Annotated in this window: 12 protein-coding genes; 8 read left to right on the forward strand and 4 right to left on the reverse strand. The window is 74.2% G+C overall.

The genetic code is table 11. The features are described 5' to 3' along the window. Positions 1-95: 95 nt before the first annotated feature. On the reverse strand, positions 96-1391 hold the full coding sequence (locus tag FHX74_RS11880; RefSeq protein WP_182560314.1) for a hypothetical protein: 1296 nt from the start codon (positions 1389-1391) through the stop codon (positions 96-98). Then, positions 1388-2740: an MFS transporter gene (locus FHX74_RS11885; RefSeq protein ID WP_182560315.1), complete on the reverse strand. Its 1353-nt coding sequence runs from the start codon at positions 2738-2740 to the stop codon at positions 1388-1390. The genes FHX74_RS11880 and FHX74_RS11885 overlap by 4 nt, the downstream gene beginning before the upstream one ends. A 170-nt stretch (positions 2741-2910) precedes the next feature. Between FHX74_RS11885 and FHX74_RS11890 the strand changes: the two genes are divergently transcribed. From FHX74_RS11890 to FHX74_RS11900, 3 genes are read left to right on the forward strand one after another with little or no spacing between them, the layout of a single operon-like run. Then, positions 2911-3423, forward strand: a complete 513-nt coding sequence (locus tag FHX74_RS11890; RefSeq protein ID WP_182560316.1) for a GNAT family N-acetyltransferase — start codon at positions 2911-2913, stop codon at positions 3421-3423. 60 nt (positions 3424-3483) lie between these two features. Beyond that, positions 3484-4629 (forward strand): glycosyltransferase, encoded by a 1146-nt coding sequence (locus FHX74_RS11895; RefSeq protein WP_220483884.1) that lies wholly within the window; start codon positions 3484-3486, stop codon positions 4627-4629. A gap of 39 nt (positions 4630-4668) precedes the next feature. Then, positions 4669-5139 (forward strand): hypothetical protein, encoded by a 471-nt coding sequence (locus tag FHX74_RS11900; protein ID WP_182560318.1) that lies wholly within the window; start codon positions 4669-4671, stop codon positions 5137-5139. On the opposite strand, the gene FHX74_RS11905 is transcribed toward FHX74_RS11900, so the two are convergent. Both FHX74_RS11905 and FHX74_RS11910 read right to left on the reverse strand, forming a co-directional pair. Beyond that, the gene (locus FHX74_RS11905) at positions 5126-5341 is read right to left on the reverse strand and encodes a hypothetical protein (protein WP_182560319.1); all 216 of its coding nucleotides are present in this window, start codon (positions 5339-5341) and stop codon (positions 5126-5128) included. The two genes, FHX74_RS11900 and FHX74_RS11905, sit on opposite strands and share 14 nt — an antisense overlap. After that, entirely contained in the window at positions 5338-5619 is a 282-nt protein-coding gene (locus tag FHX74_RS11910; protein WP_182560320.1) for a hypothetical protein, read from the reverse strand. The genes FHX74_RS11905 and FHX74_RS11910 overlap by 4 nt, the downstream gene beginning before the upstream one ends. On the opposite strand from FHX74_RS11910, the gene FHX74_RS11915 reads away from it, so the two are divergent. The 5 genes from FHX74_RS11915 (at position 5584) to FHX74_RS11935 (ending at position 13181) form a co-directional block, all read left to right on the forward strand. Then, positions 5584-6405, forward strand: a complete 822-nt coding sequence (locus FHX74_RS11915; protein ID WP_328823782.1) for an NADPH-dependent F420 reductase — start codon at positions 5584-5586, stop codon at positions 6403-6405. The genes FHX74_RS11910 and FHX74_RS11915 overlap by 36 nt on opposite strands. Before the next feature lie 92 nt (positions 6406-6497). Then, positions 6498-7784, forward strand: coding sequence for a glycoside hydrolase family 125 protein (locus tag FHX74_RS11920; protein ID WP_182560322.1), 1287 nt, complete (start codon positions 6498-6500; stop codon positions 7782-7784). A gap of 1 nt (position 7785) precedes the next feature. Beyond that, positions 7786-10020: a glycoside hydrolase family 3 N-terminal domain-containing protein gene (locus FHX74_RS11925; RefSeq protein ID WP_182560323.1), complete on the forward strand. Its 2235-nt coding sequence runs from the start codon at positions 7786-7788 to the stop codon at positions 10018-10020. 44 nt (positions 10021-10064) lie between these two features. Then, complete coding sequence (locus tag FHX74_RS11930; RefSeq protein ID WP_182560324.1) at positions 10065-10871, forward strand: carbon-nitrogen hydrolase family protein; 807 nt, start codon at positions 10065-10067, stop codon at positions 10869-10871. Positions 10872-11021: 150 nt separating this feature from the next. Continuing rightward, positions 11022-13181, forward strand: coding sequence for a PQQ-dependent sugar dehydrogenase (locus FHX74_RS11935; protein WP_220483773.1), 2160 nt, complete (start codon positions 11022-11024; stop codon positions 13179-13181). Positions 13182-13233: the final 52 nt, after the last annotated feature.

A 13233-nucleotide genomic window follows, 5' to 3' on the forward strand; every position in this document is an offset into this window, starting at 1 on the left:
GAAGCTAAGTGACCTGTTCGGGCGGCATCGGGAAACTTCTCCCCAACAGCGGGCGAGCGGAGGACTCCGCGTCGGGACTCAGCCCGCGTCGGGACTCAGCCCACGGCGGCGGTCCGGGCGGAGAGGTCGGCCAGGGCGTCGACGATCGCTGCCTCGGCGTGGCCGGGCTGCAGCCGGCTGGAGAGCACCTCGAAGGTCAGGTAGCCGCCGGCGGTGTTGCTGGCCACGTAACCCGACGGGGCGCGCCCCCCGGTGAGGGTGAGGATCCAGGCGTGCTTGGCCGGGGCCTCGCGACGCCAGCGCTGGCCGATCTCGGTGAACAGCTCGGCGTCGACGTGGCCGAGGAGGATGTCCCCCAGCCGGAGCAGCCCGACCCGGAGCGGCACCGGCTCGGCGTCGACGTAGGTGCCCGGTCGTCCGGCCCGGCCGGTGTCGGTGCGCCGGCGTCCGGGCAGGGTGACGGTCTGCTCGGCGGCGCCGATCCGGACGTCGGCGAGCGGCCGGTCGCAGCGCTCGCGGCAGACCGCGATCACCTCCTCACCGAGCACCGTGCCCATCGCCTCGACCAGCCGGTCCTGTTCGCCGAACAGCCGGGCCACCACCGGGTCGTCGCGGTCGAGCCCCTCGCCGCCGGGCGGCATGGCGTTCGCGATGTCCTCACCCCGGGCGTTGTACGCGGCGATCCGGTGCGCCCGCAGGTCGAGGGTCTGCTGGTAGAAGACCGGGTTCTGGTCGCCGGCGCAGCCGCTGAACCACAGCGACACCGCGCCGTCGCCGAGTGCCTGCTCGACGTGCCGGGTCGCCACCCCGGGCAGGTCGGCGCTGATCAGGTCCTGCATCCCGGTGACCACGGCGTGCACCGCGTAGTGCTGGACGACCGCGATCACCCCGCCCCCGGGTTCGGTGAGGCGGAGCACGCCGACGGTCTGGTCCGACGGCCCGGCGTCGTTGCGGCCCTCGCGCCACTGAGCGGTGGCGGCGTCGAAGAGGTTGCGGTTGACGTTGACCGCAGAACGGCCGGTGCCGACGGCCAGCTCGGCCGGCCGGAGGGCGGCGACCGCCTCCCCGACCGCGCTGACCATCGCGTCCGCCCATCGGGCGCCGAGGACGTCGGGAACGCTGTGGGTGTGGGTGGCGCTGACCAGCAGGTGGTCCGCCGCGATCCCGTACCGCTCCGCCACCTGCGCGGCCACCTCGGTGCACACCTCGGTGCCCAGACCGATGATGTCGACGCTGACCAGCGCGGCCCGGGTGCGGCCGTCGTCGAGCACCAGCGCGCGGACGAAGACCGGGTCCCGGACCCCGCGGAACCGCTCGGGCAGCGGCTCCGGCGTGACGTCGATCTTCGCGGCCCCGGCCCGCAGGCCCGGGCTCGGGGCGCTGACGGTCATGTCCTCACCCTGCCGGAGATCCGCCGGCGACCGATGACCACCCCGACGAAGACGAGCGCGGCGAGCCCGGTCGCCGCCGCGGGCAGCACGAACAGGTGCGGGATGCCCAGGCTGTCGCCGGCGACCCCGGCGTAGAGCCCGCCGAGCGCGCCGGAGACCATCAGCGAGCTGCTGAAGGTGTTGGTCGCGGTGGCCAGCCGCTCGGGGCAGAGCTCCTGGGCGATGGCGACACCCAGCACGCCGGTGGCCGCCACGGTGACCGACATGAAGACCTGCCCGATCGCGATGGTGGTCAGGCTGTCGGCCCCGGCGTAGGAGAGGTAGGCGCCGGCCGCGGTGACGATCCCGAGCGCAAAGATCCGCATCGCCCCGAACCGCGAGGCCAGCTGGGCGAGCAGCGCCATGAAGACGATCTCCAGCAGCGGCTGCAGTGAGATCACCGCGCCGCGGGCGAACGCGCTCACCTTCAGCGTCTCGGCCATGTAGATCGACAGGAACGAGAGCTTGATCGACTCGCCGGACATCATCAGCACGCCGACCACGGTGAACATGATCAACAGCGCGAACCGGCCCTTCGGCACCGGCACCGGAGCCGGCCGTGCGGGCGCCTGCTCCCGGTCGCGGCGACGCAACCGCGCCGGGGTCTCGGGCAGGTGCCGGCCGGCGAACAGGATCGGCACCAGCGCCACCGCGGACAGCGCGCCGGTGACCAGCAGGGTCGCGCGCAGACTGGTGACCGCGGCCAGCCAGGCGCCCAGCGCGGGCCCGGTGATCCAGCCGACCGCCTGGCTGATCCTCAACAGGGCCAGCACGCCGTACCGCGACGGCGTCGGGTGCTGCTCGAGATAGCCACGAGCCACCGTGAAGAGCTGCCCACCCGCGGTCCCGGCCAGGCTGAGCACCAAGACGTTGATCACGAACGGCACCCACGGCTGCTGCGCGAGGGCGATCACCGCCCAGCCGATCGCGGCGAGCAGCGAACCGATCACCGCCAGCGGGATCCGCGAGTCGAGCCGGTCCGACAACGCGCCGACGGCGAAGCCGGCGACCGGGGCCGCGAGATTGGTCACGTAGTAGAGCCCGGCGACCCGGACCGACAGACCGAGGTCCTGGGTGAGGAACAGGCCCATCTGCGGCCAGCTCAGCGACAACGCGAACCCCGACAACAGCATGGCCACGAACAGCCAGCGCAACGGAGCGTGCCGGACCAGATAGCGCCAGGCCGCCTCGGGTCGCTCGGTCAGGGTGGAGGCGCCGGTCTCCTCCACCTCGACCCCGGCGGTGGCACCCGGGTCGGTTCCCTGGTCGGGAACGGCGTCGGCCTCGGGCGCGCGCCCGGTCTGTCGCATCGTCTGCTGGTCTCCTGATCGTCGGGCACCCCGGGCCACGGCTCGACCCGCCCGGCGACGACGAGACCCCACTGTCCGGTCGACACCGCTCTCCCTCGGCCTGCAGTCTTTCCCGTGCCCTGATTCCCCGGGGCGCCGGGGCGGGATGCGCGGGTCCTAGGGTGGCGGACGTGTTCGGCGGAGACCCGGTCTGGCCGGTCGATCTCGGCGACCTGCGGCTGTGGCCGATGGAGAGCGAGGACGGCCCGCTGCTGCAGGAGCTGTTGGACGACCTCGCCGACTTCCGGACCCCGTTCGGCGAGCCCGGCCGGGCCGACGCGGTCAGCACCTTCGTCGCGCTGCCGCAGGGCGTCGACTACGACGCCAAGCTGCTGGTCGGCGTCTGGCGCAACGGCCTGCTGATCGGTGCCCTCGACTGCATCGTCGGCTATCCCGACCCCGCCACCTGGAGCGTCGGGCTGCTGGTGGTGGCCGACCGGCACCGGGGCAACGGCGTCGGGTCGGCGGTGCTCGGCTGGCTCGAGCGGACCGCCCGCGACCGCGGCGTCCGGACGCTGCGCGCGGCCATCCGCCGGCAGAACGTCGACGGGCAGCTGTTCGTCGAACACCACGGCTGGGCCCGCGACCTGACCGCCGTCGACGCCGAGCTCGGCACCTGGACGAAGAGCCTGAGCGCGGGCTGACCCGACGCTCCGACCCCGACCGGGTCCGTCGCCGGCTCGTGCCAGGCTGGCCCGGTGAGGATGCTGTTCGCGGCGGCTCCCGGCTACGGCCTGATGATGCCGCTGGTCCCCCTGATGTGGGCGGCGGCGAGCGCCGGGCACGAGGTGCGGCTGGCCACCACGTCACGGATGTGCACGGTGGCCGCCGACGCCGGGCTCCAGGTGGTCGACGTCTGCCCCGACCGCGACACCTGGGCCGAGCTGATGACCACGGCGCGGAGCAACCCGGGCGGTCCGCCGCGGTCGCCGTTCCGGCTGTTCACCGAGACCATGACCGCGGGCACCGTCGAGGCCGGGCGCGAGCTGGACGCCGAGGTGGTCGTCACCACCTCCGACCACCACGCCGGGATCCTGGCGGCCGCCGCCCTGCACCGACCGGCGCTCGAGGTCGGCAACCGGATCTCGTGGTCGACCCGGGACAGTGCGACGCAGGACCGGATGGCGGGCTTCGGCGGTGGCCCGGAGGCCCGCGCCCAGCTCGGCATCCCGGCCGAGGGCCCCGAGCTGATCGCCCGGATCGACCCGCGCGCTCCGAGCATGGGCGGCCTGACCGCCGACGAGCCCGACCCGCGCGACGGTGTCCCGTGGTGGGCGATGCGCTACGTGCCGTTCAACGGCGGCGCGGTGATCGAGCCCTGGGTCCGCGAGCGTCCGAGCCGGCCGCGGGTGGTGGTCACGCTCGGCACCGTGGTCCCCACGGTGGCCGGCACCGACGTGGTCGCGGTGCTGCTCGCGGCGCTGGCCGACCTCGACGTCGAGGTGGTGCTCGCCCTCGGCGACAGCGACCTCGACAGCCTCGGCGAGCTGCCGTCCAACGTCCGCGCGGTCGGCTTCCTGCCGCTCTCGGCGGTGCTGCCGACCACCACCCTGATCGTCCACCACGGCGGCTCGGGCACCACCGCGGCGCCGCTGCACTTCGGCGTCCCGCAGGTCGTGCTGCCCTCGTTCGCCGACAACCCGATGTCCGCGGAGCGGGTGGTGGCCCGCGGAGTCGGGGTGTCGCACGACCCCACCACGCTCGACGCCGACACCGCCCGCGGGCTGGTCACCCAGGTGCTCGACGACCCGTCGTACGCGACCGCGGCCGCCGAGGTGGCCGCCGAGCTGGCCACCCAGCCGAGCCCGGGCCGGATCGTCACCCGGGTCGAGGAGTGGATGGCGCGCTGAAAGCCGGCGCTCTGGACGGTGCGGTCCGCCGGTGTGACGATGAGCCGGAGCGAGAACGACGAGCCGGAGGACGCGGGATGGACGCGGCGAGCAGCACCGACGCCGGACCGGGCCCCGACCCAGGTCGTCCGGACCTGTCTGATCACCGGGCTGGTCGCCGGGCTGGCCGTCTGGTGGGGCTACTTCCCGGCTGTCGCTCCGCTGGTCGAGAACGCACCGCCGCCCGACGAGCGGGCGATGGCGCTGCTCCTCGACGCCGGGGCCGTGGGCCTGGTGGCGCTGGCGATGCTGTGGGCCCTGCACGTCCGGTACGGCCGGCGGATCGCACCCCGGCTGTTCGGACGGCTCGGTCTGGCCGTCGCCGCGGCGGCCCTGGCCGGCGTCCCGATGATCATGGGGCTGGCCCGTGCGCTGGGGTACCACACCGACCCGCTGTCGATGGTCCTCGAGGTCCTGCTCGGCGCGCTCGTGCTGACGGCCGCCCTGGGCCGGGCGGTCAGGGCGCGCTGAGCCGCCAGCCGTCGTCGCGCACCGGCCGGAGCGCGCTCGCCGCGCGCCACTGCAACAGCATCCGGTCGCCGTAGCCGGTGGCGACCAGCGCCTCCCACTCCCCCTCGCGCCGCCGCCAGGTGACCACCAGCCCGGCGACCAGGGTGTCGTCGGGACCGTCGACCCAGACGTGCCGGCGCCGGGCCCGCTCGGCCGGGCTCATGCGGTCCGGCGGACGGCCGGCGCGTTCGACCGCTCCGTGGGCAGCTCGGCCGGCGCCGGGTCGCGGACCGGGACCAGGCGTTCGGCGCCGACCCACTCGAGCAGCAGCGAATCGCCGAACGGCACCAGGGCCACCAGCGCGACCCAGTCGGAGGCCAGCACCGTCCGCCGCAGCGACCGCTGCCAGCTGATCACCAGCCCGGGCAGCGTCTCGCCGTGCTGCCCCTGCGGACGCACCCAGACGTGCCGGACCGACGGGTCGATCGGTGCCAGCTCCACCCGGGCATCGTAACCCGTAATCGAACGGACGTTCCCTTCCCGTTCGCGGACCCGGTCCGGAATAGCCGGCGCGGCCAGGGCCTTCTCCTGGACATGACAACGATCGGACTCATCGGAGCGGGGAACATCGGCAGCACCGTCGCCCGGCTGGCCGTCGCCGCCGGCTACGACGTGGTGCTCAGCAACAGCCGGGGCCCCGAGACGCTCAGCGACCTGGTCGCCGAGCTCGGCCCGCACGCGCGCGCCGCCACCGCCACCGAGGCCGCCGAGGCGGGCGACCTGGTGGTCGTCACCGTGCCGCTCAAGGCCTACACGCAGGTCCCGGTCGAGCCGCTGGCCGGCAAGACCGTGATCGACACCAACAACTACTACCCCGAGCGCGACGGCCACATCGCCGAGCTCGACGACGAGTCGACCACCACCAGCGAGCTGCTCCAGGCGCACCTGCCGACGTCGCACGTGGTCAAGGCGTTCAACAACATCTACTTCGAGCACCTGCGCACGCTGGCCCGTCCCGCCGGCGACCCGGAGCGGTCGGCGCTGGCCATCGCCGGGGACGACGCCGGGGCGAAGCAGCAGGTCACCGCGTTCCTCGACGCCATCGGCTACAACGCCTACGACGTCGGTCCGCTGGCCGAGGGCTGGCGCTACCAGCGCGACACCGCCGCCTACGCCGGGCTCTACGCGATCGACGCGAACTGGAGCGGGCCCAAGCCGGCCCAGGCCGACGACCTGGAGAAGGCCCTCGCGGCCGCGCAGCGCTACCGGGACATGCCGCAGGCCTGAGCCTGCCCGTTCCTGAGACCGTCGCACCCCGGCCGGACGTCCGCCGTCCGGCCGAGGTGCGCCCGGGGCAGGATTCGTGAAAACGTTCTCGGGTGTCTGCACACCGCCCCGACCCGGACCTGCTGCTGCCGCCCGAGGTGCTCGACCGCTGGCAGCAGCGGGTCACCGACGTCGCGGGTGAGCCGGTCGGACAGCTCTTCCGCGCCGGGCTGCACCGCACCCTGGCCCGCACGCTGCACGTGCTCGACGACGACACCGTCTTCGTGATCACCGGCGACATCCCGGCGATGTGGCTGCGCGACTCGGCCACCCAGATGCTCCCCTACCTCCGGCTGGCCGCCGAGGACCCGCAGGGTCCGCTGGCCGACCTGCTGGTGGGCATCGTCCGCCGGCAGACCGCGTTCATCGCGCACGACCCGTACGCCAACGCGTTCAACGCCGAGGCCAACGGACGCTGCCACGAGCCGCGCGACCTCAGCGACGACCCGTGGCTCTGGGAGCGCAAGTACGAGGTCGACTCGCTCTGCTTCCCGCTGTTGCTGGCCCACCAGGTGTGGTCGGCCACTGGGCGCACCGACCACCTCGGCGACGGGTTCGTCCGCGCCGCCACCGCCGCGGTCGAGACCCTGGACCGGGAGACCGACCACGAGGCCCGCTCGGACTACCGGTTCGTCCGGCCCGACTCGGGCCCGCTGGAGACGCTCGACCGCGACGGGCTCGGCACCCCGGTCGGCGTGACCGGGATGACCTGGAGCGGCTTCCGCCCCAGCGACGACGCCTGCACCTACGGCTACAACGTGCCGGCCAACCTGATGGCCGTGCACGTGCTCCGGCGGCTCGCCGACCTGCTGCCCACCGAGCCCGCGCTGGTGGCCCGGGCCGCCGACCTGGCCGACCGGCTGGCGGCCGGGATCGAGCAGCACGGGCTGATCCAGCACCCCGTGCACGGCGAGATCTGGGCCTATGAGGTCGACGGTCTCGGCCGGCACGTGCTGATGGACGACGCCAACATGCCCGGCCTGCTGTCGCTGCCGCTGGTCTCCGCGGTCGGCGCGGACGACGAGCGGTACCAGCGGACCCGGTCGTTCGTGCTCTCCAAGGACAACCCCTTCTACTTCGTGGGCAGCGTCGCCGCCGGCGTCGGCAGCCCGCACACCCGCGACCGCTACGTCTGGCCGATCGCGCTCGCCGTCGAGGGGCTGACCACCGACGACACCGCCCGGCGGCACGAGCTGCTGGCCCTGATCGAGCGGACCACCGCGGGCACCGGGCACGTCCACGAGAGCTTCGACGTCGACGACGACAGCCAGTTCAGCCGCCCGTGGTTCAGCTGGGCCGACTCGATGTTCTGCGCGCTCGCGCTCAGCCTGCTCGACTGAGGTGAGCGACGGGACCCGCGTCGGGGAGCTGCTGGCCCGGCTGACCCTGCGCGAGAAGGTCGGCCAGCTCAACCAGCGCCTCTACGGCTGGAACGCGACCCGCCGCGGACCGGCCGGCTGGGAGCTCTCCGAGGAGTTCCACGCCGAGGTCGAGCGCTGGGGTGGGCTCGGCGCGCTCTACGGGCTGTTCCGCTCCGACGCCTGGTCCGGGCGTGGCTGGGCGGACGGCATCCGGCCGGAGGAACGGCCGGCCGTGGCCGCGATGGTCGTCGAGGCCGTCCGGGCCGCCGACCGGCACGGCATCGCCCCGCTGCTCGTCGAGGAGGCTCCGCACGGCCACCAGGCGCTCGGCGCCGGGTTGCTGCCGACCAACCTCGCGGTCGGCTCCGGCTGGTCGCCCGCGCTGGTGGCCGAGGCCTCGGCGGCGGTGGCGGCCGGGCTCGCCGCGGACGGCGTCCACCTCGCCCTGGTCTCGACGCTCGACCTGGCCCGCGACCCGCGCTGGGGCCGCAGCGAGGAGTGCTTCGGCGAGACCCCGCTGCCCGCGGTGCGGTTCACCCGCGCCGTGGTCGAGGGCATGCAGGGCCCGGACCGCTCACGGTTGCGGAGCCCGGACGGCGTCGGTGTGGTGCTCAAGCACTTCGCCGCGCAGGGTGAGGGCCTCGGCGGCCGGAACGCCCACGCCGCCCAGCTCGGTCCGCGCGACCTCGCCGAGCTGCACCTGCCGGCCGCCCGGGCCGGCGTCGAGGCGGGCGCGCTCGGGCTGATGGCCGCCTACAACGACATCGACGGCCTGCCGTGCTGCGCCAACCGCCGACTGCTCACCGACCTGCTCCGGACCGAATGGCGGTTCGACGGTCTGGTGATGGCCGACGGCCACGCCGTCGACCGGCTGACCGAACCGCTCGGCTCGCCGGTCGCCGCCGCGGTGACCGCGCTGACCGCCGGGGTCGACCTGAGCCTGTGGGACGCCGCCTTCACCCGGCTCGAGGAGGCCGTCGAGGCGCGGCCCGAGCTGCTCGCCGACGTCGATCGCGCCTGCGCCCGGGTGCTCACGGTCAAGGACCGGCTCGGGTTGCTCGGCGAGCCGGCGCCACTCGCCGCGGCCGGGGACCGCCCGCAGCGGCTCGAGCGGATCACGCTGGCCTCGCGCCGAGCCGCCGAGCACGGACTGACCCTGCTCACCGACCGCGACGGCGTCCTGCCGCTCAGCCCGCGGAGCGGCGGCCGGTGGCTGGTGGTCGGGCCGCGCGCCGACGACGTCACCGGGCTGCTCGGCGACTACGTCCCGCCGCTGCAGCCCGACGAGGCCCGGTCGGTGGCCGGCGCGCTCGCCGACCGGCTGCACGGCACCGGCGTCGTGGTCGACGTCCGCACCGGCGACGAGCCCGACGTCGAGCAGCTCGCCGCGGCCGCTGGCGTCGTGGTGGCGGTCCTCGGTGGCACCAGCCACCGCCGCTACACCGAGCAGTTCGCCGACAACGGTGCCGCGGCCGGACCCACCGAGGCCGACGGCGGCGAGGGCGTCGACCGCGCGTCGCTCCGGCTCCCCGGTGACCAGGACGCGTTGGTCGCCCGGCTCCGCGCGGCCACCGGTGCACCGCTGGTCGCCGTGCTGGTGATGGGCCGGGCCTACGTGCTCACCGCGGTCGAACGCGCGGCCGACGCGGTGCTGGTCGCCTGGTACCCGGGACCGCAGGGCGGCCGCGCGGTGGCGGCGGCGCTGCTCGGCGACACCCAGCCGCTCGGCCGGCTGCCGGTCACGCTGCCCGCGGCCGACGGCGTGGCCCCGCTCCACGACGACGACCGGATCGGTGCCGACGGCGTCTACCGCGACGCGCCACAGGCGGTGCTGCACCCGCTGGGCGCCGGGCACGGCTACCGACGGGTGGGGGTGACCGCCGTCGAGACCGAGATGAGCCCCGAGCGGGTGACCGTGCGGGTCGCGCTCGAGGCCGCCGAGGAGGGCCGGTGGACCGGTCCGGCCGAGACCGTGGTGCTGGTGCGGGCCCGGCGCCGGGGTGGGCGGACCTGGCCGAGACGCCGCGAGCTGGTCGACTTCCGCCGCGTCCAGGTCGAACCGGCCGGCACCGAGGTCGCGTTCCGGCTCGACCCGTCGGCGGTGTTCGTCGACCCGGCCGAGGTGCCGCCGTTCGCCGAACCCGCGACCACCCTGGTGATCACCGTCGACGACCACGACCACGAGCTCACGCTCCGACCGCCGGTGGCAGACTGACGCGCAGGACGAGGGAGGTCGGTCATGTACGGGATCCAGGGTCGGTGAGCCTCACCGTCGCGGTCTGCCAGTTCGCCGCCGGAGCTGACGTGGCCGCCAACACCGAGGCCTGCCGCGACCTGATCGCCACCGCCACCGCGCGCGGCGCCGAGCTGGCGGTGCTGCCCGAGGCGGCGATGTACTACGAGCCGAGCCGGCGCCGGGTCGACCGCCCCCGGGGCGAACACCTCGACGGAGCGTTCGGCACCGCGATCAGCGAGGCGGCCAAGGCCGACGGGATCGCCGTGGTGGCCGGGATGTCCGAGCTGGTCACCGACGCCGACGACGACCGCGACCTCAACACCCTGCTCGCGGTCTCGGCGACCGGGGAGCGGCTGGGCGCCTACCGCAAGCTGCACCTCTACGACGCCTTCGGGGTGCGCGAGTCCGACACCCTGCGTCCCGGCCGGATCGAGCAGCCGACGGTGATCGACGTCGGCGGCGTCGCGGTCGGGCTGCTGACCTGCTACGACCTGCGGTTCCCCGAGGCGTTCCGGTGGGTCGTCGACGCGGGCGCCGAGCTCGTCGTGGTGCCCTCGGCCTGGGCCGTCGGCCCGGCCAAGGAGGACCACTGGCGGACGTTGATCAAGGCCCGGGCGATCGAGAACACCGTCTACGTCGCGGCCGCCGGGCAGACCGGACCGGTGTCCTGCGGGCTGAGCATGATCGTCGACCCGACCGGCGCCGAGCTCGCCGGGGCCGGGCTCACCCCGGGCGTGGCTACCGCGATCGTCGACCCGCAACGGATCGCGGCGGTCCGGGAGACCAACCCCAGCCTGCGGAACCGGCGCTTCGCGATCACCCCGCGCTGACGGTCGCCGCCCGGCCCGGGCGCCGGTCGGGCGGGCTCTTGCCAGGCCTCGGTCCGCGGCCCTACGTTGGGCCCGATCATCGCGGACGCAGCGTTCCGCCTCGCCGCACGGCCCGCGGGGGCGGCCGACCGACCGGACCCTGGAGAGCCGATGTCCGCCACGCCTCTGTCCCTGCCCGCTGTCGTGATCATGGTGCGGCGAACGTCGCGCCGGCTCCGGCTGACGGTGCTGCTGATGATCAGCGCACTGGTCGCGTCGTCGTCGCTGGTCGCCGGACCGGTGTCGTCCGCCTCGGCCGACACCGGAAGCTCCGCGACCGGCACCGTGGTCGGGGTCACCTCCGGACGGTGCCTCGACGTCTACGGCAACCGGACCACCTTCGGCACCCGGGTCGACCTCTACTCCTGCAGCGGCCACGCGAACCAGCTCTGGACCTTCACCGCCGCAGGCGAGCTGCGGGTCTACGCCCCGGCGCGCTGTCTCGACGTGGTCGACCACGACGTCACCTCACCGGCGGCGGTGCAGATCTACGGCTGCACCGGGAACGCCAACCAGCGCTGGCGGCTCAACGCCGACGGGACGATCACCGGGGTCGAGTCGGGACTCTGCCTGGAGCCGACGACCGCGACCACGAACGGCACCGCGGTCCGGATGGCCACCTGCAACCACCAGCCGAGCCAGCAGTGGCGCTTCCCCAAGCTGGCCGACCGGCAGCCGCCGACCGCCCCCGGGGCCCCGACCACCAGCAAGCTCACCTGCACCTCGGTGGTGCTCGGCTGGACGGCCGCCACCGACGACCGCGGCGTGACGGGCTACGACGTCTACCACGACGGCCAGCTGCTCACCAGCGTCGGCGGCAGCACGCTGTCCACCACGCTGACCGTGCTGCCCGGCGTCTCGTGGGACCTCTACGTCACCGCCCGGGACGCGGCCGGGAACGTCTCGCAGTCGAGCCCGACGGTGTCGCTGAGCCCACCGGCCTGCGGTGTCGACACCACCCCGCCGAGCACCCCGACCGGTCTCCGGGCCAGCGTCTCGGGCACCGACGTCACGCTGACCTGGACGGCCGCGACCGACGACGTCGGGGTCACCGGTTACGACGTCTACCGCAACGGGACCAAGGTCGGCGCGGTGAACGGGGCCATCCTCGACGACGGCTCGACGGTGCGACCGCTGACCACCTTCCTCGACGCCACCGGTGCACGGTCGACGGCGTTCTCCTGGACCGTCGCGGCGCGGGACGCCCGCGGCAACATCTCGCCGCGCAGCGGGTCGGTGACCGCCACCACCGGCAGCAGCTGTTCGACCCTGTGCACGGTCACCACGGTGGCCACCGACGACGACCTGCCCTGGGGTCTGGTGCAGCTGCCCGACGGCACCGTGCTCTACAGCCGACGTGATCACCACGACGTGATCCGGGTCGACCCGACCACCGGCGCGAAGACCACGCTGGGCACGGTGCCGAACGTGCTCGCCGCCGACGGGTCCGGCGGGCTGTACGGGATCGCGATCGCGCCGACGTTCGCCAGCGACCACTGGCTCTACCTGATGCAGACCTCGCCCACCGACGTCCGGGTGGTGCGGATCAGGATCACCTCCGGGACGCTGGACCTGAGCAGCGAGCAGGTGGTGGTCAAGGGCATCCTGCGCAACCGGTCGCACAACGGCGGCCGGCTGCGGTTCGGGCCGGACGGCAAGCTCTACGTCGCCACCGGGGACGCCGAGAACGGCGCAACCGCCCAGGACCTCAGCGGGCTCAACGGCAAGATCCTGCGGGTGAACCCGGACGGCAGCATCCCGGCCGACAATCCGTTCGGCACCGCGGTCTGGAGCTACGGCCACCGCAACCCGCAGGGGCTGGCCTTCGACAGCCAGGGACGGCTGTGGGAGCAGGAGTTCGGGAACTCGATCATGGACGAGACCAACCTGATCGTCCGCGGCGGCAACTACGGCTGGCCGCAGTGCGAGGGCACCAGCGGCGCGTGCAGCGGGGCAGGGCTGATCGCCCCGAAGCAGACCTACCCGACCCCGGACGCGTCGTGCTCAGGGCTGGCGATCGTGGCCGACGTGGTCTACATCGGTTGCGAGCGCGGCATCCGGCTGTACCGCGAGGTGATCAGCGGCGACCGCCTCACCGACGTCCGGTCCTACTACGTCGGCACCTTCGGCCGGCTGCGCACCGTGGAACCGGCCCGCGACGGCGGTCTGTGGCTGACCACCACCAACGACGGCGACGCCGACAGCACCACCGGCACCGCTGCCGAGAAGATCATCCACGTCACCCTCGGCTCGCCCTCCGGCCAGCTCTGAGGACGGTGTCGGGGATCCGGCCGGGCAGACCCGGCCGGATCCCCGACGCGAT

The organism is Microlunatus kandeliicorticis (assembly GCF_014137855.1).
Classification (GTDB): domain Bacteria; phylum Actinomycetota; class Actinomycetes; order Propionibacteriales; family Propionibacteriaceae; genus Microlunatus; species Microlunatus kandeliicorticis.

What these genes read in the sequence shown, in the direction of transcription:
- FHX74_RS11935 (WP_220483773.1), top strand. Translation starts at nt 11,022, where the DNA reads ATGTCCGCCACGCCTCTGTCCCTGCCCGCTGTCGTGATCATGGTGCGG.
- FHX74_RS11885 (WP_182560315.1), bottom strand. Translation starts at nt 2,740, where the DNA reads ATGCGACAGACCGGGCGCGCGCCCGAGGCCGACGCCGTTCCCGACCAG.
- FHX74_RS11880 (WP_182560314.1), bottom strand. Translation starts at nt 1,391, where the DNA reads ATGACCGTCAGCGCCCCGAGCCCGGGCCTGCGGGCCGGGGCCGCGAAG.
- FHX74_RS11895 (WP_220483884.1), top strand. Translation starts at nt 3,484, where the DNA reads ATGCTGTTCGCGGCGGCTCCCGGCTACGGCCTGATGATGCCGCTGGTC.
- FHX74_RS11900 (WP_182560318.1), top strand. Translation starts at nt 4,669, where the DNA reads ATGAGCCGGAGCGAGAACGACGAGCCGGAGGACGCGGGATGGACGCGG.
- FHX74_RS11905 (WP_182560319.1), bottom strand. Translation starts at nt 5,341, where the DNA reads ATGAGCCCGGCCGAGCGGGCCCGGCGCCGGCACGTCTGGGTCGACGGT.